Raw genomic sequence first — 21,927 nt, forward strand, 5'->3', positions numbered from 1 at the left:
CATCCTCTGGGTTGCAACCCGCCATCCGGGCGGTGTGGCGCCATTGCGCGATGAGATCACTGTAACGGTTTGCCTCCCAAAAAAGCAGCCGACCCAGGGGTCGGCTGCCGTGGACAATTGTAAATAATTTGTGACAACCACAATCGAGCCCCTGGCCTGGTGCTCACCCCTTGTTGAGGTAGCCCGCCAGCTGACCGATCAGCCGCTTGCGCAGCTCACCGAGCCTGGGTTTCTCGTCCGCACACCAGGGCAGCGGGCGGCACGCCTCTATGGTGCGCAGGCCGAGCCGGGCAGTGAGCAGCCCGGCCCCCACCCCTTGCGCGGCGCGGGCGGAGAGCTTGGCGGTGAGCTCGGCCCCCAGCAAATCCATCCCCACCTCGGTCACCAGCTCGGTGGCGCCGGCGTAGAGCATGTTGCGAAACACCTGACGGATGAGGCGAATGCGGCTCCAGTAGCCGAGCTCGATGGCGTAGACGTCGGCGATGTCCTCGATCATCCGCAGGTTGCGCCACAGCATCAGCATCATGTCGACGGTGGCGAGCGGGCTCAGGGCCACCAGCACGGCAGCCTCTCCCGACCATTTGGCCACCCGCGCCTGGGCCAGCTTGTCGCGCTCACCGAGCACCAGCTGGCTGTAGAGGGTCAACACCTCCCGATCGTTGTGGCTCTCGTCGAGCTGGGCCAGCCAGGTTTGATATCCCTCGCGCCCCTTGTCGCCGCTGCGCTCGGCCAGCCCTTCGCAAAACCCCTGCCCCTGACCGACCCCCTGATGGGCCAGCAGATCCTCGGCCCGCGAGCGCACATCCTGGCGCCGCTTGAGGGTGCGCAGGCGCAGCCACTCGCGCCCCACCACCCCGGCGGTGCCCGCCGCCACCAGTGCCGAGGCCGCCAACCAGGCACCACCCCAGAGCGGGGTGGTGAGAAACTGCTCGTAGAGAAAGGCGCCGTACTGGCCCAGAGAGAGCAGGCCGACCGCTCCCAGCCCCCAGGCCAGCAGCCGATGACGGCGGCGCGGCTTGATGACGAGGGCACTCTCCACCTCGGTGAGCTCTTCCAGCTCATCGAGGCGCTCGAAGCTCGCCTCCTCCAGTCGCTGGGCGGGTGCCGGCGCTCGCTGGTCGTCAGCTGTCGTCAAGGTGGGCTCCAGGATCACCTTGCCCTGCAGCGGCGGCTGCGCTTTTGTCTGATCGTTCATCGCTTCTCCTGAAAACCGTCTTCTGGGTGCGGCGACGGAAACAACCCCGGCCGCACACCCTTATTCGAGGTGATCCCCGAGCAGAAACTCCAGCGCCGCATCGAGCCGGATATGGGGCAGCGCCTGATGGGCGCTCATGGGCAGCGGGCGAAAAGCCTGAAAATCAAAGCCCTGATTGTTCCACCACTGCGCAGGGGGGATATGGGATGGCACCTCACCCGGAAACAGCAAGAGCGGCTCACCCGAGAGGCTGGTGCCACGGATGGCGGGGAACTCGCGGCCATCGGCCACCCCCTTGCCCACCTCGGTCGCCTTGATGGCGGCCAGCGCCAGACACTCGGTGGCAATCCCTTCAAAACGGGCCTGGCCGCGGCCGCTGCGCACCAGGTGCTGCAGCAGGGAGACCATAGAGCCATGCTGCTCCGGGGTGACGTGATCGGCCTTGCTCGCCACGAACAGCAGCTTGTCGATGCGCGGTGAGAAGAGCCGCCGCCACCAGTTGCTCTTGCCGTAGGCAAAGCTCTCCATAATGCGGGCGATGGCCTGCTGCATGTCGCCAAAACTGGCCGCCCCGGCGTTGAGGGGCTGCAGGCAATCCACCAGCACGATCTGGCGATCGAAACCGGCAAAGTGCTGCTCATAAAACCCCTGCACCAGATGCTGCTTGTACTGCTCGAAGCGCTGTTTGAGGGTGACGTAGAGGGTCCCCTCGGCGGGCTCGCCGGCAGGCTTCTCCCACACCCAGGGCACGAACTGCAGCATGGGGGCGCCGGCATACTCCCCCGGCAGCACGAAGCGGCCGGGCTGGATCAGGTGCAGCCCCAGCTCCCGCTTGCAGGCGTGCAGGTAATCGGTATAGCGCTCGGCGAGCTGGGCCACCGGCCGCTCCTCGAAGCCCTGATCCGCCTGCCACTCGGGTGCCAGCCAGCCGGCGGCAAGGGCCTGCAGCTCGGGGCGGCGCAGCTGCTCGCGCACCTGCTCGCTCCACTGCTCGTAGCTCATCTCAAGCAGTGGCAGGTCGAGCAGCCACTCCCCGGGGTAATCCACCAGATCCACGTAGAGGGTGGAGATCTCCCCCAGGTGCTTGCGCAGCGGATGACGGGTGCGATAGCGGATTTCCAGGCGCACCTCGGCCACCCCGCGGGTCGGCTCGGGCCAGGCCGGCGGATCGCCAAACAGAGAGTCGAGGCCGCGCTCGTAGGGGAAGGTGGGTATGTGAGCATTTTGCTGGGGTACCCGACGAGCGCCGAGGATGCGCCCCTGGCGCAGGGCATCCCACAGGGGCAGCCGGCCGTCGATGGCCGCGTGTTCCAGCTGGTTGACCAGGGCCGTGATGAAGGCGGTCTTGCCGCTGCGAGAGAGGCCGGTCACCGCCAGCCGGATGTGACGATCCCGTACCCGGTTCACCACGTCGCTTGCCTTGTGCTGCAGGCGATTGAATTGCTGTTCCAGTTTATTGAGTATCAAGGCTTGTTCTGTTCTCCCATACCAACCTGGCGAAGCGGGTGGCAGGCAGCCCCCCCTCGTCATGATCCCCGCCCGCCTCCCCTGCCATCAGAGGCAAGTCCAGGCCGGCGGGGCCATCGTACCGCTCAGGCCTTACAAGTTGCGAAACTCCCGCTGCAGGGTGAACTCCTTGGAGGTCACCAGCTTCTCGATGCGCTGCACCCTGGGCTCCAGCGCATCCAGCTCCTGGCCGATGCGGGCAAGGGCCTGATGAGGCGTGACGCCTGCCTGCCAGCTGCGTGCCTTCATCCGCACCTCGGCAAAGTCGGCATCCTCCTGGGCGTAAAGGGTGACCGGCTTCTTGTCGAGCAGAAACCAGGCGGCGACGTAGGCGGTGAAGGTGATGAAACCGGCGAAGATGAGGCCGCTGATGGCCAGCAGCCGCACGATCCAGGTCTCCACCCCGAAGTACTCTGCCAGGCCGGCACAGACCCCGGCTATCTTGCCGCGCTGGGGGTCACGATAGAGGTTGCGCCCCTCTTTGCTCCACTGTGTCATACCTTGTTCCTCCAGCCCGGGACTTCCGCATCCAGAATCGACTCCAGGGCGCCCACCCGCTCCTGCATCTTCTCGGCACGCACCAGCAAACCCTGCAGCTGTTCACGCTCGCCATCGGCAAGACCGGCGCCAATACGCCCCTTGGCGCGGTAGTGCAGCACCAGCCAGATGGGGGCCACCACTACCATGAAGACCACCATGGGAACCATCAACACACCCAGCAGATCTTCCATCTGTTACTCTCCCTGTTTCGGCGTGGTGTCGCTCTGGCCCAGCTTCTGGCGCATGGCTTCCAGCTCTTTGCTTATCTGATCGTCGGCTTCCAGCTCGGCAAACTGCTGGGCCAGCGCCTTGTCGGACTGCCCCAGATCGGCGCGGGCCTCCATCTCGTCGATGCGGCGCTCCATGCGCTCGAACTTGCTCACCACCGCCTGGCTGTCGCCACGGGCAACCTGGCTCTGCACGTTGAGACGGCTGCTGGCCGCTTCGGTGCGAATGGCCATCGCCTTCTGGCGGGCACGGGCATCTTCCAGCTTGGCTTCCAGCTGACGGATCTCCTCCCCCAGCTTCTCGATGCCGCTGTCCACCGCCTGCTGCTCACGCAACAGGGAGTCGGCCAGCTCGGCCTGCTTCTTCTTCTCGATGAGCGCGGCACGGGCCAGATCTTCCCGCTCCTTGCTCAGGGCCAGCTCGGCCTTGCCCTGCCACTCGGCGACCCGCTCGTGATGGCGGGCGACCTGGCGGCCGATCTCTTTCTGGTTGGCGAGGAAGCGGGCCAGGTTGGAGCGCTCCTTCACCAATTCGTCTTCCATCTCCTGGATGATCAGGCGAACCATCTTCTGGGGATCTTCTGCTTTGTCGAGCAGGGCCGTCAGGTTGGAATTGATGATGTCGGCCAGGCGGGAAAAAATACTCATGATTGTACTCCTGTGGTTGGCATACGTTGTTTCTCCATTGACAATGGCAACTTGTGTGCCAATCTGGAACAGAATTTAACTTGTTGATTTATATGGGGCTGCTCGATCACATTTCAAGAGGCACCACACAAGTAATGATTAGAATCACCAACTTTTGGTAAGATTGACCAGCTTTCACCGACTCACGGGGATGACTATGACCACGGCCACGGAAAGCCTGTTGGGGGAATCCAACGCATTTCTCGAGATCATTGAGCAGGCCTCCCGCCTGGCGCCGCTGCGCAAGCCCGTGCTGATCATCGGCGAACGGGGTACCGGCAAGGAGCTGATCGCCCACCGCCTACATTATCTCTCGGCGCGCTGGGATCAAAGCTTTGTCACCGTCAACTGCGCCACCCTGAGCGAGAGCCTGCTGGAGACCGAGCTGTTCGGCCACGAGGCGGGCTCCTTCACCGGCGCCGCCAAACGTCACCAGGGTCGCTTCGAGCGGGCCGATGGCGGCACCCTCTTCCTTGACGAGCTGGCCACCACCAGCGCCCGGGTGCAGGAAAAACTGCTGCGGGTCATCGAGTACGGCGAGTTCGAACGGGTGGGTGGCGCCAAGGCGCTCAAGGTGGATGTGCGGCTGGTGTGCGCCACCAACGAGGATCTGCCGGCGCTGGCTGACAAGGGGCAATTTCGCCACGATCTGCTCGACCGGCTCGCCTTCGACGTCATCACCCTGCCCCCTCTGCGGGAGCGGCGCGACGATATTCTGATGCTGGCGGAGCACTTCGCCCACGGCATGACCCGGGAGCTCGGCTATCCGCTGTTTGCCGGCTTCTCGCGCAAGGCGACCCAGCTGCTGCTGGACTACCCCTGGCCCGGCAACGTGCGGGAGCTGAAAAACGTGGTGGAGCGCAGCATCTACCGCCAGGGCAACCCCCAGTTGCCGCTGGCCGAGCTGGTGCTCAACCCGTTCGATTCCCCCTGGCGACCCTTGGCTCGCACCGACACCGCCGCGGCGCAGCCAAGCGAGGCGCAACCGGCGCCCGTTGCGGCCACTGCCACCCTGCCGCTGGACCTCAAACAGGCGGTGGCGGGCTACGAGATTAATTTACTCAAGCAAGCACTGCAGCAATCCCAGTATAATCAGCGCAAAGCCGCCCAACTGCTGGCCCTGAGCTATCACCAGTTCCGCGGCATGCTGCGCAAATACCAGCTGCTGGACAGTGACAACGATGCGGATTAATAACCCGGGCAGCCCGTGCCAGAGCGGCTTCCACCCCTTGCCGGCCCCATCGCCGGCAACTTCGTATAAAAACATGGTTCGACAATGAGAATGCTCAAACCCCTGCTGCTTGGTGTGCTGGTGCTGCTCACCGGTTGTCACAAACAGGATGACGCGTCCAGAACGGGACTCATCTATTGTGCGGAAGGCTCGCCCCAGACCTTCAATCCCCAGGTCTCCAACTCGGGGGTGACCCTGGATGCCAGCTCGCGCCCGCTCTATGACCGCCTGCTGGAGGTGAACCCCAACACCCTGGCGCTCGAAGGCGGGCTCGCTACCCGCTGGCAGGTGAGCGAGGATGGCCTCTCCTATACCCTGACCCTGCGCCAGGGGGTGACCTTTCACCACACGCCCTGGTTCAACCCCTCCCGCCCCCTCAACGCCGACGACGTGGTGTTCACCTGGCAGCGGCTGCTCAACAAGCTGCACCCCTATCACGAGGTGTCCGGCGGCGAGTACCCCTACTTCTACAGTCTGGGGCTGGATCAGCTGATCAAGCGGGTCTACCGGAAGGGGGCCGATAAAGTCGTGTTCGAGCTCAACCGACCGGACGCCTCCTTCCTCGCCACCCTGGCCAGCGACTACGCCATCGTGCTCTCCGCCGAGTATGCCGAGCAGTTGCAAAAGGCCGGCACCCCGGGGCTCATCGACAGCCGCCCGGTGGGCACAGGGCCGTTCAGCTTCAAGGAGTATCGCCACAACGAATACGTGCGCTACCTGCGTCACCCCGGTTACTGGGGCGGCGAGGCCAAGATTGAGCAGCTCATCTACGACATCACCCCCAAATCCTCCAAGCGGCTGGCCAAGCTGCTGACCGGCGAGTGCGACGTGATGAGTACCCCCTCCGCCAGCCAGCTGTCGGTGATCGACAAGGATCCCGACCTCAGCCTGGCGGTGCAGTCCGGCATGAACGTCGCCTTCCTCGCCCTCAACACCCGCAAGGCACCGTTCAACAAGGTGCAGGTGCGCCAGGCCATCGCCAGCGCCATCAACATCGACAACCTGCTGCAGGCGGTCTATTTCGAGACGGGCCAGCCCGCCAACAGCCTGCTGCCGCCGCTCTCCTGGGGTTACAACCCCTCCCTGCCGATGCGCCAGCCGGATCTCAAGCGGGCACGTCAGCTGCTCAAGGAGGCGGGACTGGCGCAGGGCTTCGAGATGCAGGTGCTGGTGCAGCCGGGCTCGCGCGCCTACAACCCGGATGCCCTCAAGACCGCCCAGCTGATGCGAAGCGATCTGGCCAAGATAGGCATCAAGCTCAAAATCGTGCAGCAGGAGTGGCCGGTCATCGAGGCCCGCCTCGCCCAGGGCCAGTACGACAGCTTGCTCAGCGGCTGGATCGCCGACAACGCAGACCCGGACAACTTCTTTCGCCAGCTGCTGAGCTGCGCCGCCGTCGAGCGCGGCAACAACTACAGCCGCTGGTGCAGCCCGGCGTTTGATCAGCTGCTGGACGACGCGGTGACCACGCCCCAGCTGGCGTTCCGGCTGCGCAACTACTATTACGCCCAGACCCTGCTCAACGAACAGATGCCGCTCATTCCGCTGGCCCATGCCCTGCGTACCCAGGTCAGCCGCAGCGACATCGAGGGGCTCTCCCTGATGCCCTTTGGCGGCTCCGTCTTCAACCAGGCCTATCGGGAGTAAGCATGTTTCTCTATATCCTGCGTCGCATCAATCTGCTGCTCATCACCCTGCTGGCGCTGACCTTCGTCGCCTACCTGCTGGACGTGCGCCTCATCGGCCAGCAAGCCAGCTTCTGGAGCGGCTACCCCGACTTCCTGCGTCGCATTCTGGACGGGGATCTGGGGCTCTCCAGCGTCTCCGGCCTGCCGGTGCTGGACGAGATCCGTCACTACTTCCCCGCCACCCTGATCCTCTGCGGGGCGGCCTTTGCCATCTCTCTGCTGGTGGGCATTCCGCTCGGCACCCTGGCGGCCCTCTCCCAGGGCAAGCCGCTCGATCTCACCATCATGACCGCCGGCCTCATCGGTTACGCGGTGCCTGTGTTCTGGCTGGCACTGTTGGTGGTGATGTTCTTCTCGCTGGAGCTGGGCTGGCTGCCCGCCTCCGGCCAGATCAGCCTGCTCTATGACGTGCCCTCCATCACCGGCATCGCCCTCATCGACGTCTTGATGAGCCACGAGCCCTGGCGCCAGGCCGCCCTGCACGACGCCCTGCGCCACCTGATCCTGCCCTCGCTGGTGCTGGCGGTGGTGCCCACCACCGAGGTGATCCGCCACGTGCGCAGCTCCCTCATCGACGTGATGAAGCAGAACTACATCAAGGCAGCGGCCAGCCGCGGCCTCTCCCGCCGCCAGATCGTCTGGCGCCACGGCCTCAAGAACGCCCTGCCGCCGGTGCTGCCGCTGCTGGGCCTGCAGCTGGGCAGCGTGCTCACCTCCGCCATGATCACCGAGGTGGTGTTCGAGTGGCACGGCATCGGCCGCTGGCTCATCAACAGCATCGCCCTGCAGGACTACGCCGCCATCCGCGGTGCCACCCTGGTGGTGGCCAGCTTCGTCATCTTCATCAGCGTCAGCACCGAGCTGCTCACCACCATCATCTACCCGGCGCGGCGCAAAGAACTCTATGCAAAACAAGACTGAACGTGCTCATGGCATAACCCGGAGCCAGGAATCCTATGCAAGACAAGACTAGCCTCTACCCCGAGCTCAAGATCCTCTCGCCGCTGGAGCAGACCTGGGCCTCCTATCGCCGCAATCCGCTGGCGATGGCAGGACTCTGGTGCTTCGTGATCCTGCTGCTCATCACCCTGCTCGGCCCGCTGGTGGTGCCCTACGGCATCGACGAGCAGCACAGCTCCCGCCTGCTGCTGGCCCCCTCCTGGGCCAACAGCGGCAACATCGACTACTTCCTCGGCACCGACGATCTGGGCCGCGACATCCTCTCCCGGCTGGTGGTGGGCGCCAGGCTCACCTTTGGCAACGCCCTGCTGGTGGTGGTGATCGCCATGGTGGTGGGCACCGCCATCGGCATCCTCGGCGGCATGAGCAAGGGGCTCAAGTCGAGCGTGCTGCACCACCTGCTCGATACCCTGCTCTCCATCCCCTCCCTGCTGCTGGCCATCATCATGGTCGCCATCCTGGGGCCGGGTCTGTTCAACACCCTGATCGCCATCACCCTGGCGCTGATCCCTCCCTTCATCCGGGCCACCTACAACGCGGTCCACACCGAGATGCAGAAGGAGTACATCATCGCCAGCCGGCTCGACGGCTCGCCCCCCTTGCGGATCATGCGCCTCGCCATTTTGCCGAACATCGTCGAGACCCTGGTGGCCCAAACCACCCGCACCCTGTCGGCGGCCATCCTCGACATCTCGGCGGTGGGCTTTCTCGGCCTCGGCGCCCAGTCACCGCAACCGGAATGGGGCGCCATGCTGGCGGACTCCAGCGATCTCATCTATCTCGCCCCCTGGACCGTGACCCTGCCGGGCATGGCCATCCTGTTCAGCGTGCTGGTCACCAACCTGGTTGGTGAAGGCATTCGCGAAGCACTCAAAGAGGGGAACGACTGATGCAATGCTCTGTGCCCAAGATAGGCATGCTCACCCTTGTCCCCCGCCAATTCCTGTACGGCGTGCAGGTCAACCCATCGCTGGTTGGCGAAGGCATTCGCGAAGCACTCAAAGAGGGGAATGACTAATGCCTCTGCTCGACATACGCAACCTCACCATCGAGATCGACACCCCGCAGGGCAAGGTCAAGGCGGTGGACAAGGTGAGCCTGACCCTGGCCGAGGGGGAGATCCGCGGCCTGGTGGGGGAATCCGGCTCCGGCAAGAGCCTGGTGGCCAAGGTGATCGTCGGCATCCAGAAGGACAACTGGACGGTGCGCGCCGACCGGATGCGCTTCAACGACATGGACCTGCTGACCATGGCGCCCCGCGAGCGGCGCCGCATCATGGGCCGCGAGATCGCCATGATCTTCCAGGACCCCATCAGCTGTCTCGACCCCTCCGAGGAGATCGGCACCCAGCTGGAAGAGGCGATCCCGACCGACTCGTTCGAGGGGCAGTTCTGGCAGCGCTTCCAGTGGCGCAAGAAGAAGGCCATCGCCTTGCTGCACCGGGTTGGGGTCAAGGATCACCGCAAGGTGATGCGGGCCTACCCTCACGAGCTGTCGGACGGCATGTGCCAGAAGGTGATGATCGCCATGGCGATTGCCAACCAGCCGCGCCTGCTGGTGGCGGACGAGCCCACCAGCGCCATGGAGTCCACCACCCATTCGCAGATCCTGCGGCTGCTGGACAAGATGAACAAGCTGGGCAACACCACCATCCTCATCATCAGCAACGACATAGCCGCCATCGCCAACCTGACCGACACCATCAACGTGATGTATTGCGGCCAGATGGTGGAGGTGGGCACCCGGGAGCAGATCCTGGAGACCCCGCACCACCCCTACACCGATGCGCTGCTCAAGTCGATCCCCGACTTTGACAAGCTGGTGCGCCACAAGTCGCGCCTCGAGACCCTGCCCGGCGTCATTCCGCCGCTGCAGCACCTGCCCATCGGTTGCCGGCTCGGCCCCCGCTGCCCCTACGCCCAGAAGCAGTGCGTGCAGACACCGCTGATGAGCAAGATCAAGGGGCACCAGTTCAGCTGCCACTTCCCGCTGAACATGGAAGAGCCCAAGAAGTGACGTCAATTTCGTATCAGTGCGTGACAGCGAGCCCTGTCACCAAGGAGTCAGGACAGTGATCGAACCCTCTCTGCTGCAGGTCCGAGGCCTGTGCAAGACCTATCAGAACCGCACCGGCCTGTTTCGACGCCGGGCGGTGGAAGCCATCAAGCCGCTCTCCTTTGATCTCGAGGTGGGCCAGACCCTGGCCATCGTCGGCGAGGCCGGCTCCGGCAAGAGCACCCTGGCCCGCATTCTGGCGGGCATGATAGAGCCGAGCGGTGGCGAGATCGCCATCGAGGGGCAGCCGATGATCCACGGCGACTATCAGACCCGCTGCAAGCTGCTGCGGATGATCTTCCAGGACCCCAACTCCTCCCTCAATCGCAAGATCCGGGTCGGCCAGATCCTGGAGACGCCGCTGCGCCTCAACACCGAGATGACCGAGGAGGAGCGCCGCGACAAGGTGATACAGACCCTGCGCATGGTGGGCATGCTGGCGGATCACGCCCTCTTCTACCCGCAGATGCTCTCCGCCGGCCAGCAGCAGCGGGTGGCGCTGGCGCGGGCGCTGATCCTCAACCCCAAGATAGTCGTGGCCGACGAGGCGCTCTCTACCCTGGATATCTCGGTGCGCTCCCAGATCATCAACCTGCTGCTGGAGATGCAGGAGACCATGGGGCTCAGCTATGTGCTGGTGGCCAACGATCTGGGGGTAGTGAGCCACATCAGCGACGAGGTGCTGGTGATGCACGAAGGGCGGGTGGTGGAGCGCGGCAAGACCCTCAAGGTGTTCGCCGATCCCCAGCACGAGGTGACCCGCCGCCTCATCCAGAACTACGACAACGAATACCGCCGCTGAGCCCTGCCCGGCGGCCTGCCGCCGGCCCTTTCCCGCCTTTCCGCTGCCCCGAAAATGAGACAAAAAAATCCCGGCTCAGGGGCCGGGAATTGCGCTCAAAAGTAAATGCGTCGCTCGTAGTAGGAACGCTGCAATGGTAGGCAGCCCCCTTCGCGTCAACAACTGTCAGATCTGACAGGAAGACCGCTATGGAACCTGAACTGCGGATCCGGCGAGCGGATCAGCTCCGCCTCCAGCTGGCCGAAGAAGGCCACCCGCTCGCTGATGTCCTCCCCCGCATATTGCTCGGCCAGCGCCAGATAATCCTGATAGTGGCGCGCCTCTGAGCGCAGCAGGGAGACGTAGAAGCGACCCAGCTCCTCGTCCAGATGAGGTGCCAGCTTGGCAAAACGCTCGCAGGAGCGCGCCTCTATGTAGGCGCCGATGATCAGCTTGTCGACTATGGTGGCGGGTTCGTGGGTGCGCACGTGCTGCATCAGGTTGCGCGCATAGCGGGAGGCGGTCACCGGGCCGTAGGGAATGTCGCGGGCCTGCATGATCTCCAGCACCTGCTCGAAGTGGTGCAGCTCCTCCTGAATGAGCCGCACCATGGGAAACAGCAGCGGATTGCGAGAGAGCTCCTCGAACACGGTGCGATCGGTCTCTCCCATGGTCCGCTTGCCCAAGATCTCGGCCTTCTCCGGAATCGCGTCCAGCTCCCGATAGAACTCCAGCTTGGGCAGCAGATGGCGCTTGCCCTTGGGCAGGCAGTAGCGGCGCACCAGGCTGTGGGCGGTGAGCGCAGCCTTATTTTCGCAGTTGGCGTGATCGATGAGCAGGGTCGGCAGCTGGGCGGGATCCCGCGCCATCTCGATCCACGCATCCGGGGTCTCGCAGTGCAAAAACTGGCGCACGGGGGCTAGCAGGTCATCCATCTGAACTCTCGTCTGGTCGGGTTGATACGGCGGCGGCCCATGCTAGCGGATCCCGCCGCCACTGCCCATAGCTGCGGCTACAAACGCTGCTTTTTCAAGCAGATACAGGGCCCTTTTCGGCAAGCGGAAACAACAATGGGGGCCTTGGCCCCCATCTCGTTGCAACACCTCAGCGTGGAAAACGTTTAACTGCCTTCGTTAAAAATTTCCAGGTTGCTGGTGCCTTCCTGCCACTCGCGCACCGCCTTGTTGTCGTCGCTGCGCATGGCATTGAGGTGGTCGAGGTAGGATTGATCCACGTCGGAGGTGACGTAGTGGCCGTTGAACACCGAGGTCTCGAAGTGACGCAGCTCGGGGTTGATCTCCCGCACCGCCGCTTCCAGATCTTCCAGATCCTGGAAGATGAGGCCATCGGCGCCGATGAGCTTGCACACCTCTTCCACTTCCCGGCCGTGGGCGATCAGCTCGTTGGCGGTGGGCATGTCGATGCCGTAGACGTTGGGGAAACGAATTTCCGGTGCCGCCGAGGCGAAGTAAACCTTGGCAGCCCCCGCTTCACGGGCCATCTGGATGATCTGCTCGGAGGTGGTGCCGCGCACTATGCTGTCATCCACCAGCAACACCTTCTTGCCCTTGAACTCGGAGCTGATGGCGTTGAGCTTGCGACGCACCGACTTCTTGCGCTGGGTCTGGCCCGGCATGATGAAGGTACGGCCGATATAGCGGTTCTTCACGAAGCCCTGACGGTACGGCAGATCCAGGGTGTGGGCGATTTCCAGCGCCACGTCGCAGGAGGTCTCGGGGATGGGGATGACCACGTCCACGTCGAGATCTTCCCACTCGCGGGCGATCTTCTGACCCAGCTTGCGACCCATGTTGAGGCGGGCGGCATAGACCGACACCTTGTCGATGCACGAATCAGGGCGAGCGAAGTAGACATATTCGAAGATGCAGGAGCTCATCTGCGGGTTCTCCGCACACTGCTCGGAGAAGAGCTGGCCCTGCTCGGTGATGTAGATGGCCTCGCCCGGGGCGATGTCGCGCACCGTCTCGAAACCGATGGCATCGAGCGCCACGCTCTCGGAGGCGAGCATGTACTCCACCTGCCCCTGCTCGTCGACCCGGCGACCCAGGATCAGCGGGCGAATGCCGTTGGGATCGCGAAAGCCGATGAGACCGTGGCCAATCACCAGAGAGACCACCGCATAGGCGCCGCGGATCTGCTGATGCACCTTGCGCACCGCAGCGAAGATATCCTCCGGTTGCAGGGCCATCTTGTCGCAGCGATCCAGCTCGTGGGCCAGCACGTTCAGCAGCACTTCGGAATCCGAGGTGGTGTTGATGTGGCGGCGGGCCACCTTGAACTGCTGCTCCTTGAGCTCCTTGGCGTTGGTGAGGTTGCCGTTGTGGGCCAGCACCATGCCGTAGGGGGAGTTCACGTAAAAAGGCTGGGCTTCAGCGGCACTGGAGCTGCCTGCGGTGGGATATCTGACATGTCCTATGCCGATATGCCCTTTCAGGCGCTGCATGTGACGCACTTCAAACACGTCCTTCACCAGGCCGTTGGCCTTGCGTTGCCGGAAGTTTCCACTGTCAATGGTCACGATCCCGGCGGCATCCTGTCCCCTGTGCTGCAACACCGTCAAGGCGTCGTAGAGGGCCTGATTGACGGGGGTGGTGCCAACTATACCGACAATACCACACATGTCTTTGCTACCTCGAAGTCACTATACCTGTTTAAGAAAACTCGATGAGTTCAGCATGAACCCGAAGAACCACTGGATCACCGGCTTGAACTCGGGCACCAGCTTGGATGCCACCCACCAGTCGCTCTGGGAGAGGCTGGTGAAGGTATCCATGAAGAAAAGCAGGGCACTGACGATCAGTACCCCGCGAATTGCGCCAAAACAGATGCCGAGCACCCGGTCGGTGCCGGACAGCCCCGTCTTGTCTACCAGCAGGCCCACCACGTAGTTGACCACGCTGCCCAGGATCAGGGTCGCCACGAACAGGGCGGCGATGGCCAGGCCATTGCGCACCAGGGGATCGCTGAACGAGGTGAAATAGACGGCGAGATCGGGATAGAAATGGCTGGCGATGAAGAAGGCGACGAACCAGGTGACAAGAGACATGGCCTCCTTGACGAAGCCGCGCACCAGGCTGATGAGAGCAGAGAAACCGACGATGCCGATGATGGCGTAATCAATCCAGACCATAGAAAAAGATGTCCTGCGAAATTGCGGCGCAGTCTAACAAAAACGATTGCGCAATGCTTGATAAAATTGTGTTACATGTTCAAAGAGACGCCGGCAACGCAGATTTATTCACAATTAAAACGGTTGACCGGCGCCAGAATGCACAACGCCATGGCATGCCATGGCGTTGTCGTCTGCAATGAGCGCTTACCCGATGTGGGTCAGGCCGCCCATGTAGGATTGCAGCGCAGCCGGGATGGCGATGCGGCCATCTTCCTGCTGGTAGTTCTCCAGCACCGCCACCAGGGTGCGACCCACCGCCAGGCCGGAGCCGTTCAGGGTGTGCAGCAGCTGCGGCTTGCCATCGATGCGCACGCGAGCCTGCATGCGGCGTGCCTGGAAGTCGGTGCAGTTGGAGACGGAGGAGATCTCGCGATAGGTGTTCTGGGCCGGCAGCCACACTTCCAGATCGTAGGTCTTGGCAGCGCAGAAGCCCATGTCACCGGTGGAGAGCGCCATCACACGATACGGCAGCTCCAGCAGTTGCAGTACCTTCTCGGCGTGACCCACCATCTCTTCCAGCGCGTCCCAGGATTTTTCCGGGTGCACCAGCTGTACCATCTCGACCTTGTCGAACTGGTGCATGCGGATGAGACCGCGGGTGTCACGGCCGTAGGAGCCCGCTTCGGAGCGGAAGCAGGGGCTGTGGGCGGTCATCTTGATGGGCAGTTCCTGCTCGTCGAAGATCTCGTCGCGGGCCATGTTGGTGAGCGGCACTTCGGAGGTCGGGATCAGGGAGAACTTGCGTACCTTGCCCTCTTCTTCCCCTTCCCCTTCGATACCGGTATTGAAGAGATCCTGAGAGAACTTGGGCAGCTGACCGGTGCCGTACAGGCTGTCCGGGTTGACCAGGTAGGGCACGTAGCACTCGGTGTAACCGTGTTGCAGGGTGTGCAGGTCCAGCATGAACTGGGCCAGAGCGCGGTGCAGGCGGGCGATCTGGCCCTTCATCACCACGAAACGGGAGCCGGAGAGCTTGACGCCGTTCTTGAAATCGACGCCCTTGGCCGCTTCACCCAGATCGATGTGATCGCGCACCTGGAAACTGAACTCGCGCGGGGTACCCCAGCGGCGCACTTCTACGTTGTCGTTCTCGTCACGACCGACCGGAGTGGTGTCGCTCGGCAGGTTGGGGATGGCGTCGGCGATGGTCTTCAGCTCGGCCAGCAGGGCATCCAGCTCGACCTTGCTGGTCTCGAGCTCTTCGTTGATCTTGGAAACGATGGCCTTGAGCGGGGTAACATCTTCGCCGCGACGGGCAGCCTCACCGATGGATTTGGAGCGGGCGTTGCGCTCGGCCTGCAGCTCCTGGGTACGGGACTGCAGATCCTTGCGTTTCTCTTCCAGAGCATTGACAGCCGCTACGTCCAGAGCGTAGCCACGTGTCGCCAGACGAGCGGCGGCATCGTCGATGTCGCTGCGCAGATATTTGGGATCCAGCATGGTTTACCTACTTTTTTAAAATGGGATCTGGGCCTGAGTCATCATGACGGGCTGGGAAACAGATCCGGAAGTTAACATCGGTTGGCACACCCCTGTCGTCTTTTTGCATCGGGCCAACAAGAGCAAGCCTTCGAAATCAAGAAGATGGCACCAGGCCAAGACAAGCGGGGTCAGAGGGGCAGTGTATCAGACCGCCCCCCCGCCCGAACAGGGACTATTGCGCCCGTTTTGCCCTGTTTTCCGGGGGATGACGACCTGGATCAAATCGGCTGACCAATTAACGTGCAATCGGCCCGAATTGGTCAGGCAGAGGTACGGCCACTCCCCTGCCCCGACCGGTTATTTCTCCCGCTGACGCGGGCTCTGCTTGTCCAGTTCGTGCAGGTAGTCGAGCTTCTGGCCGATCTGCTTCTCAAGGCCGCGATCGGTGGGCTGATAGTACTGCTTGCCAGCCAGCTCAGGCGGGAAGTACTGCTCGCCAGCGGCATAGGCGCCCGGCTCGTCGTGGGCATAGCGATACTCGGCGCCGTAGCCCAGCTCGCTCATCAGCCTGGTCGGCGCGTTGCGCAGGTGCGGCGGCACCTCGAAGTCCGGCAGGTTTTTGGCATCATGAAGCGCCGCCTTCCAGGCGGTGTAGACCGCATTGCTCTTGGGGGCGCAGGCAAGGTAGACGATCGCTTGGGCGATGGCCCGCTCCCCTTCCGCCGGGCCGATGCGATGGAAACAGTCCCAGGCCGAGAGCGCCACCTGCATGGCACGGGGATCGGCGTTGCCCACATCCTCTGAGGCAATCGCCAGCAGCCGGCGCGCAATATAGAGCGGATCGCAACCGGCGCTCACCATGCGGGCATACCAATAGAGCGCCGCATCCGGCGCCGAGCCGCGAATGGACTTGTGTACCGCCGAGATGAGGTCGTAGAAGTGATCGCCCCCCTTGTCGAAGCGCGCCACGTGCTCCCCCACCACGGCGGCGAGCAGGCTGCTGTCGATCACCCGCGCCCCGGCACTGTCGGTTTCGGCCATGTCGGCCAACAGCTCCAGATAGTTGAGGGACTTGCGCCCATCCCCGTCCACGGCTTTCGCCAGCGCCTCCTTCACCCCGGGGGCGAAGGCGAGGCTAGGGTCATTGAGGCCACGGGGGTCCTGCAGCGCCTGATCGATCATGGCGAGGATATCCAGCTCTTCCAGCCGTTTGAGCAGATAGACCCGGGCCCGGGAGAGCAGCGCGTTGTTGAGTTCGAACGAGGGGTTCTCGGTGGTGGCACCGATGAAGGTGATGGTGCCGTCTTCGATGTGGGGCAGGAACACATCCTGCTGGCTCTTGTTGAAGCGGTGCACCTCGTCCACAAACAGGATGGTGCGCACCCCGCGCCAGCTGTTCTCCTTGGCCTTGTCGATGGCGGCGCGGATCTCCTTGATGCCGGAGGTCACCGCCGAGAGCCGCTCCACCTCGGCCTGGCAGTAGTGGGCAACCAGTTCTGCCAGCGTGGTCTTGCCGGTGCCGGGTGGCCCCCACAAGATCATGGAGTGGCAGTGACCCGCCAGGATCGCCTTGCGCAGGGGTTTGTCGGGCCCGAGGATATGTTGCTGACCTATGTACTGCTCGAGGGTTTGCGGCCGCATCCGGGCCGCCAGCGGACGAAAGTCCGACGAGAAATCCAGCGATAAATTGCTCATCTGCATTGACCGTCAGGAAGGGTGCAGGCCGCCGTTGCCGGGCGGCCTGCCAATAAAGCCAGCGCCTGCTTGCGCATCAGCGCTGATCGTCCAGTGCGACCCCCGCAGGCGTCTTGAAGACAAATTCGTTGCCCTTGAGCGCCGGCTTGCGGTTGAAGTTGCTCAGGGTGAACTCGCTCCACTGCCCCTGGGCCTCTTTCACGTCGAAGCGGTTGATGTTGTTCTGGCGGTCGAAGGTGATGCGAAAGGAGGCGATCAGCTCATCCTGACTGCGGCTGGTGACGGTGTAGACGTCCCCCTGCTGGGTCACGTCGTAGTTCTTCCAGAGCGCATCGTCGTTGCCGGCGATCAGCACGAAGGGGGTGTTGAGCACCGCATCCTTGAGCTTGAGCGCCGTCACCTGCTCGACGAAGGGATCGTAGATCCAGACATCCTTGCCATCGGCCACGATCAGGCTCTCGTCCGGCGTGGTGGTATGCCAGTTGAAACGGTTGGGACGCTGCACCAGCAGGGTGCCGCCGGCACGCTGCAGCTCCTTGCCCTTGCTGTCATAGACCACCTGGGCAAACTTGGCCGAGAAGAGGCTCACCCCCGCCAGTTTCTGCTTGAGATCGCTGGCCGCATCGGCCCACGCCTGGCTGCTGGCCACCAGCAGCACTGTGCCCATCAACAGTTGTTTTTTCATCACTCTTTTCATAACGGCTATCTCGATAAAAGGCCACGCCCGCAGAGGGCATGGCCAGGATGATAGAGGGGTGAGCCTTAGTCCCGCACCGGCGGCGGGGCCAGCACGTCGCGCTGACCATTGCCGCCCGGGGCGCTGACGATGCCCTGGTTTTCCATCTGCTCGATGAGACGGGCCGCCCGGTTGTAACCAATCTTGAACTTGCGCTGCACGCTGGAGGTGGAACCGCGGCGCGACTCCACCACGAAGGCCACCGCCTCGTCGAACAGGGGGTCGAGCTCTTCGTCGTCACCACCGCCATATTCGCCGCTGCCGCCCTCGCCGCCCGACTCACCGGAGAGGATCTCCTCGATGTAGTTCGGCTCGCCGCGTAGTTTCCAGTCCGCCACCACCTTGTGTACCTCGTGGTCATCGACGAAGGCACCGTGCACCCGGGTCGGGTTGGAGGTACCGGCCGGCATGTAGAGCATGTCGCCCATGCCGAGCAGGGATTCTGCACCGCCCTGGTCGATGATGGTACGGGAGTCGATCTTGCTCGACACCTGGAACGAGATACGGGTCGGGATGTTGGCCTTGATAAGACCGGTAATGACATCCACCGACGGACGCTGGGTCGCGAGAATGAGGTGAATACCGGCCGCCCGCGCCTTCTGGGCGATACGGGCGATGAGCTCCTCCACCTTCTTGCCGACGATCATCATCATGTCGGCAAACTCGTCCACCACCACCACGATATGGGGCAGTTTTTCCAGCTCAGGCGGCATCTGATCCATGGAGTCGCCCGGACGCCACAGCGGATCCAGCAGAGGGTCGCCCTCCTCGATGGCTGCCAGCACCTTGTCGTTGTAGCCCTTGAGGTTGCGCACCCCGACCGCCGACATCAGCTTGTAGCGACGCTCCATCTCGCCCACGCACCAGCGCAGGGCGTTGGCGGCGTCCTTCATGTCGGTCACCACCTCGGTCAGCAGATGGGGGATCCCTTCGTAGACCGACAGCTCCAGCATCTTGGGGTCGATCATGATGAAGCGCAGATCGTCCGGCGTCGACTTGTAGAGCATGGAGATGATCATGGTGTTCACCCCCACCGACTTACCGGAGCCGGTGGTACCGGCCACCAGCAGGTGGGGCATCTTGGCGAGGTTCACCACCACGGGTTCGCCGGCGATGTCCTGACCCAGGCCCATGGTGAGCGGGTTGCGGCTGCCCGAGAACGCCTCGCAGTCAAGGGTCTCGCGCAGGTAGACGGTCTGACGCACCCGGTTGGGCAGCTCGATCCCCACATAAGTCTTGCCCGGGATCACCTCCACCACCCGCACGCTGCTGGCCGACAGAGAACGGGCCAAGTCGCGGGAGAGGTTGGTGATCTTGCTCGCCTTCATGCCGGGAGCCAGATCCAGCTCGAAGCGGGTGATGACGGGGCCCGGATAGACGCCCACCACCTTGGCCTGCACGTTGTAGTCGGCGAGTTTCGCCTCCACCAGCCGGCCCATGCGCTCCAGCTCGTCCTTGCTCATCATCTGGGTCTTGGCGGGCGGACGGTCCAGCAGCTCGATGCTCGGCAAGGGGGGCAGCCCTGGTTGCAGACGGCGCTTGGGCTTGCCAGGAGTTGGGGCAGCCGGTGCCGGCGCCTCCTCATCCCCTTCAGCCCAGGGCAAGTCGAGATCATCGTCCTCGTCATCGGCCGTCACCAGCGCGGGCTGACGACGGGCGGCGGCCGCGGCGGCCCGCTTGGTGCGGGTAACCGGCGCAGGCGCGTCATCATCGTCGTCGTCAAACTGCGGATCGAACTGGAAGGTATCCTCGTCGAGCTCGGGCAGCCACTCCTCGGACTTGGCCTTCTGGCCCTTGGCGGCCACCTTCTCCTTGGGACGACGGGTCCAGCCGGTGTGCGGCTCATCCTCCTCGTCGTCACCCAGCTCGATGGCACCTACGCCTCCTTCCAGCAGGGGATCCGGCCCCTCGTAACGGGGCTGGCGCCAGCCACCGGTGAGCCAGCGGCCCAGGGTGGCAGGAAAGTGATAAACGGCGCTGACCGAGCCGGTGCAGGCGGCGCCGATCCGCTCGACGATGGTGAGCCAGGACCAGCCGGTAAACAGGGTGATGCCGGTGGCCACGAAGCAAAGCAGCAACAGGTTGGCCCCGACGCCGCCAAACAGCGGCACCACGGCGGAGGAGATGACGTCCCCCACCAGGCCGCCGGCGGAGAAATTCTGCAGATCGTTGAAGTTCATGCTGGCGATGGCGGACATGCCGAGCACGGTCAGGATGAAACCGACGATGCGCACCGACAGGGTAAGGTAGTCCACATCGAGCAAGCGGCTCGGGCGCCAAAACAGGCTCCAGCCAAGCAGCACGACCAAGGGGGGCACCAGGTAGGAGAAAGCCCCGAAGGTAAACATGGTGATATCGGCGAGCCAGGCCCCCGCGCTGCCGGCGAGGTTCTTCACCTCCCCTTGCCAGGAGGTCTGGGACCAACCGGGATCGGCGGGGTGGTAGGACAACAGGGCAAGCAAGAGATAGGCAGCCATCAGGGTGATGGCGATCAAGACGGCTTCGAAGATCCGTTGTGTACCTGATAAAGGAGTAAACAGCTTTTTATCGGCCAAACTCCGGCTCCTTTCTGAAAACATGTAATGCAGGGGGATAAGGGGGCCTAGTATCACTGAAAAGCCCACCGGTTGTCAGCCAGTGCCCGATGTGCCGACCGTATTCACAACCGGCACGATAAGAAGAAACGAGCGGACCGGCCGCTCGTTTCTGAATGTCGTGACTTGTCGCAAGGCTGGCAAGCCACAGCATAACCCAACTCAACGGGTGCTGATCACCAGCCGACTGCTCTGTTTGACCTCTTCCATCACCACGTAGGTGCGGGTGTCGTTGACACCGGGCAGACGCAGCAGGGTTTCCCCCAGCAGGCGGCGGTAGGCCGACATGTCGCTGACTCGGGTCTTGAGCAGATAGTCGAAATCGCCGGAGACCAGATGGCACTCCTGGATCTCTTCGAGCACCTGAACAGCCTTGTTGAACTGTTCAAATACATCCGGGGCACCGCGATTGAGGGTGATTTCCACGAATACCAGCAGAGACGCATCCAGATAATGAGGGTTCAGAATGGCGGCATATCCTTCGATATACCCTTGTCGCTCAAGGCGACGAACCCGTTCCAGACACGGTGTGGGACTCAGGCCAACACGTTTGGACAACTCAACGTTCGAAATTCTGCCATCCTTTTGCAGCTCATTCAGAATGTTGCGGTCAATCCTGTCCAAATCCTTTAGCCGACTCTTAGCTTCCATCATTTATTCCATCCTTTGGCTATTTTTTGGTAAGAATCACCAGTCATTTTATAATTATGGTCACAAATCCTGTCAATACCTGAATATGCTAGGCGCAAATGTTGCGGAAAACGAACGCAACACAAAACACCAATCGATAGTCGAGGGATAGCATGATTATCGGTGTACCTGAAGAAATAAAAAACCATGAATACCGCTTAGGCATGGTTCTGGCCAGTGTACGTTAACTAACAGCACGAAACCATACCGTTTTCGCCCAAAGCGGCGCAGGAAGCGGCAATGAGTTTGCCAATGCAGATTATCACGCTGCCACTGCTGCTATTTTGTCCTGTGTTGCCGAACTTTTCGCCCGGGCAGAGTCACCACAACGATCAGCCAAGGCCGCCAAGCCGGCAGTCACCCTCTCGTGTTTCCCTCCTTTCTATAGATATGCACCTCACCACCCCAGCGTGTTTGCATCCGACGTGCCATAACGAGGGCGTTTCTTCGGCAAGAGAGCCCAGGCTCGTCCCCCAAGCAGCACCGCCGAAGCGACCCTCGCTGACAACAGGGCCTCCTGGTGAGCCCCATAGAAGCCGGATAGTCCCACCCACGGCGGGCACCATTGCGCCAGAAGCTGTCAATCCTGGCGAGCTTGTCTCCATCTGAGCGGGGTCCGGTTCACTTGTGCCGGCAATCAATGCGCTCAAGCACCACTCCCCTTGTTGTCGGCTGTGGGGCCACCAGGTACAGCTCGCCCGGGCCCATGACGACCGCCAGGGACAAC

General features: G+C 62.8%; 19 protein-coding genes. 6 read left to right on the forward strand and 13 right to left on the reverse strand.

From position 1 onward, the window contains the following. Nucleotides 1-163: 163 nt before the first annotated feature. From AB5Y98_RS04435 to pspA, 5 genes are all read right to left on the reverse strand, one after another. Nucleotides 164-1,195: a YcjF family protein gene (locus AB5Y98_RS04435; protein WP_010634204.1), complete on the reverse strand. Its 1,032-nt coding sequence runs from the start codon at nucleotides 1,193-1,195 to the stop codon at nucleotides 164-166. A 60-nt stretch (nucleotides 1,196-1,255) separates the two neighbouring features. Then, complete coding sequence (locus AB5Y98_RS04440; protein ID WP_368231412.1) at nucleotides 1,256-2,662, reverse strand: YcjX family protein; 1,407 nt, start codon at nucleotides 2,660-2,662, stop codon at nucleotides 1,256-1,258. 132 nt (nucleotides 2,663-2,794) lie between these two features. After that, complete coding sequence (gene pspC / locus AB5Y98_RS04445) at nucleotides 2,795-3,199, reverse strand: envelope stress response membrane protein PspC (RefSeq protein WP_005300085.1); 405 nt, start codon at nucleotides 3,197-3,199, stop codon at nucleotides 2,795-2,797. Next, nucleotides 3,196-3,432, reverse strand: coding sequence for an envelope stress response membrane protein PspB (pspB, locus tag AB5Y98_RS04450; protein WP_005300084.1), 237 nt, complete (start codon nucleotides 3,430-3,432; stop codon nucleotides 3,196-3,198). The genes pspC and pspB overlap by 4 nt, the downstream gene beginning before the upstream one ends. 3 nt (nucleotides 3,433-3,435) lie before the next feature. Next, nucleotides 3,436-4,116: a phage shock protein PspA gene (gene pspA, locus AB5Y98_RS04455; RefSeq protein ID WP_368231413.1), complete on the reverse strand. Its 681-nt coding sequence runs from the start codon at nucleotides 4,114-4,116 to the stop codon at nucleotides 3,436-3,438. A gap of 196 nt (nucleotides 4,117-4,312) precedes the next feature. On the opposite strand from pspA, the gene pspF reads away from it, so the two are divergent. The 6 genes from pspF (at nucleotide 4,313) to AB5Y98_RS04485 (ending at nucleotide 10,891) form a co-directional block, all read left to right on the forward strand. After that, nucleotides 4,313-5,347 (forward strand): phage shock protein operon transcriptional activator, encoded by a 1,035-nt coding sequence (gene pspF, locus AB5Y98_RS04460; RefSeq protein ID WP_065017765.1) that lies wholly within the window; start codon nucleotides 4,313-4,315, stop codon nucleotides 5,345-5,347. A gap of 90 nt (nucleotides 5,348-5,437) precedes the next feature. Then, nucleotides 5,438-7,033, forward strand: coding sequence for an ABC transporter substrate-binding protein SapA (gene sapA, locus AB5Y98_RS04465; RefSeq protein WP_368231430.1), 1,596 nt, complete (start codon nucleotides 5,438-5,440; stop codon nucleotides 7,031-7,033). A gap of 2 nt (nucleotides 7,034-7,035) precedes the next feature. Beyond that, nucleotides 7,036-7,995 (forward strand): ABC transporter permease subunit, encoded by a 960-nt coding sequence (locus AB5Y98_RS04470; RefSeq protein WP_005300071.1) that lies wholly within the window; start codon nucleotides 7,036-7,038, stop codon nucleotides 7,993-7,995. Nucleotides 7,996-8,030: 35 nt separating this feature from the next. After that, complete coding sequence (locus AB5Y98_RS04475; RefSeq protein ID WP_005300069.1) at nucleotides 8,031-8,924, forward strand: ABC transporter permease subunit; 894 nt, start codon at nucleotides 8,031-8,033, stop codon at nucleotides 8,922-8,924. A 127-nt stretch (nucleotides 8,925-9,051) separates the two neighbouring features. Further along, complete coding sequence (locus AB5Y98_RS04480; RefSeq protein ID WP_005300065.1) at nucleotides 9,052-10,050, forward strand: oligopeptide/dipeptide ABC transporter ATP-binding protein; 999 nt, start codon at nucleotides 9,052-9,054, stop codon at nucleotides 10,048-10,050. 55 nt (nucleotides 10,051-10,105) lie between these two features. Then, nucleotides 10,106-10,891 (forward strand): ATP-binding cassette domain-containing protein, encoded by a 786-nt coding sequence (locus AB5Y98_RS04485; RefSeq protein WP_005300064.1) that lies wholly within the window; start codon nucleotides 10,106-10,108, stop codon nucleotides 10,889-10,891. Between the two features lie 155 nt (nucleotides 10,892-11,046). Here AB5Y98_RS04485 and miaE read toward each other — a convergent pair whose 3' ends face one another. The 8 genes from miaE to lrp all read right to left on the reverse strand — a co-directional run bounded on the left by miaE (nucleotide 11,047) and on the right by lrp (nucleotide 21,164). Next, nucleotides 11,047-11,805 (reverse strand): tRNA-(ms[2]io[6]A)-hydroxylase, encoded by a 759-nt coding sequence (gene miaE / locus AB5Y98_RS04490; protein ID WP_267997057.1) that lies wholly within the window; start codon nucleotides 11,803-11,805, stop codon nucleotides 11,047-11,049. Nucleotides 11,806-11,990: 185 nt separating this feature from the next. Next, nucleotides 11,991-13,511 (reverse strand): amidophosphoribosyltransferase, encoded by a 1,521-nt coding sequence (purF, locus tag AB5Y98_RS04495; protein WP_005300060.1) that lies wholly within the window; start codon nucleotides 13,509-13,511, stop codon nucleotides 11,991-11,993. Nucleotides 13,512-13,532: 21 nt separating this feature from the next. Further along, entirely contained in the window at nucleotides 13,533-14,021 is a 489-nt protein-coding gene (locus tag AB5Y98_RS04500; protein ID WP_005300057.1) for a CvpA family protein, read from the reverse strand. A 186-nt stretch (nucleotides 14,022-14,207) separates the two neighbouring features. Next, nucleotides 14,208-15,503, reverse strand: coding sequence for a serine--tRNA ligase (gene serS / locus AB5Y98_RS04505; protein ID WP_368231414.1), 1,296 nt, complete (start codon nucleotides 15,501-15,503; stop codon nucleotides 14,208-14,210). 339 nt (nucleotides 15,504-15,842) lie between these two features. Next, nucleotides 15,843-17,186, reverse strand: coding sequence for a replication-associated recombination protein A (locus AB5Y98_RS04510; RefSeq protein ID WP_336291788.1), 1,344 nt, complete (start codon nucleotides 17,184-17,186; stop codon nucleotides 15,843-15,845). Nucleotides 17,187-17,256: 70 nt separating this feature from the next. After that, nucleotides 17,257-17,865: an outer membrane lipoprotein chaperone LolA gene (gene lolA / locus AB5Y98_RS04515; RefSeq protein ID WP_041202943.1), complete on the reverse strand. Its 609-nt coding sequence runs from the start codon at nucleotides 17,863-17,865 to the stop codon at nucleotides 17,257-17,259. A gap of 77 nt (nucleotides 17,866-17,942) precedes the next feature. Next, the gene (locus AB5Y98_RS04520; protein WP_274437134.1) at nucleotides 17,943-20,471 is read right to left on the reverse strand and encodes a DNA translocase FtsK; all 2,529 of its coding nucleotides are present in this window, start codon (nucleotides 20,469-20,471) and stop codon (nucleotides 17,943-17,945) included. Nucleotides 20,472-20,672: 201 nt separating this feature from the next. Further along, nucleotides 20,673-21,164, reverse strand: a complete 492-nt coding sequence (gene lrp, locus AB5Y98_RS04525; RefSeq protein WP_005300047.1) for a leucine-responsive transcriptional regulator Lrp — start codon at nucleotides 21,162-21,164, stop codon at nucleotides 20,673-20,675. Nucleotides 21,165-21,927: the final 763 nt, after the last annotated feature.

Source organism: Aeromonas sp. s3, from assembly GCF_040907805.1.
Classification (GTDB): domain Bacteria; phylum Pseudomonadota; class Gammaproteobacteria; order Enterobacterales; family Aeromonadaceae; genus Aeromonas; species Aeromonas dhakensis.

Coding starts and splice junctions, on each gene's coding strand:
- AB5Y98_RS04435 (WP_010634204.1), bottom strand. CDS start 1,195: ATGAACGATCAGACAAAAGCGCAGCCGCCGCTGCAGGGCAAGGTGATC.
- pspC (WP_005300085.1), bottom strand. CDS start 3,199: ATGACACAGTGGAGCAAAGAGGGGCGCAACCTCTATCGTGACCCCCAG.
- pspB (WP_005300084.1), bottom strand. CDS start 3,432: ATGGAAGATCTGCTGGGTGTGTTGATGGTTCCCATGGTGGTCTTCATG.
- pspA (WP_368231413.1), bottom strand. CDS start 4,116: ATGAGTATTTTTTCCCGCCTGGCCGACATCATCAATTCCAACCTGACG.
- pspF (WP_065017765.1), top strand. CDS start 4,313: ATGACCACGGCCACGGAAAGCCTGTTGGGGGAATCCAACGCATTTCTC.
- sapA (WP_368231430.1), top strand. CDS start 5,438: ATGCTCAAACCCCTGCTGCTTGGTGTGCTGGTGCTGCTCACCGGTTGT.
- AB5Y98_RS04470 (WP_005300071.1), top strand. CDS start 7,036: ATGTTTCTCTATATCCTGCGTCGCATCAATCTGCTGCTCATCACCCTG.
- AB5Y98_RS04475 (WP_005300069.1), top strand. CDS start 8,031: ATGCAAGACAAGACTAGCCTCTACCCCGAGCTCAAGATCCTCTCGCCG.
- AB5Y98_RS04480 (WP_005300065.1), top strand. CDS start 9,052: ATGCCTCTGCTCGACATACGCAACCTCACCATCGAGATCGACACCCCG.
- miaE (WP_267997057.1), bottom strand. CDS start 11,805: ATGGATGACCTGCTAGCCCCCGTGCGCCAGTTTTTGCACTGCGAGACC.
- purF (WP_005300060.1), bottom strand. CDS start 13,511: ATGTGTGGTATTGTCGGTATAGTTGGCACCACCCCCGTCAATCAGGCC.
- AB5Y98_RS04500 (WP_005300057.1), bottom strand. CDS start 14,021: ATGGTCTGGATTGATTACGCCATCATCGGCATCGTCGGTTTCTCTGCT.
- serS (WP_368231414.1), bottom strand. CDS start 15,503: ATGCTGGATCCCAAATATCTGCGCAGCGACATCGACGATGCCGCCGCT.
- AB5Y98_RS04510 (WP_336291788.1), bottom strand. CDS start 17,186: ATGCAGATGAGCAATTTATCGCTGGATTTCTCGTCGGACTTTCGTCCG.
- lolA (WP_041202943.1), bottom strand. CDS start 17,865: ATGAAAAAACAACTGTTGATGGGCACAGTGCTGCTGGTGGCCAGCAGC.
- lrp (WP_005300047.1), bottom strand. CDS start 21,164: ATGATGGAAGCTAAGAGTCGGCTAAAGGATTTGGACAGGATTGACCGC.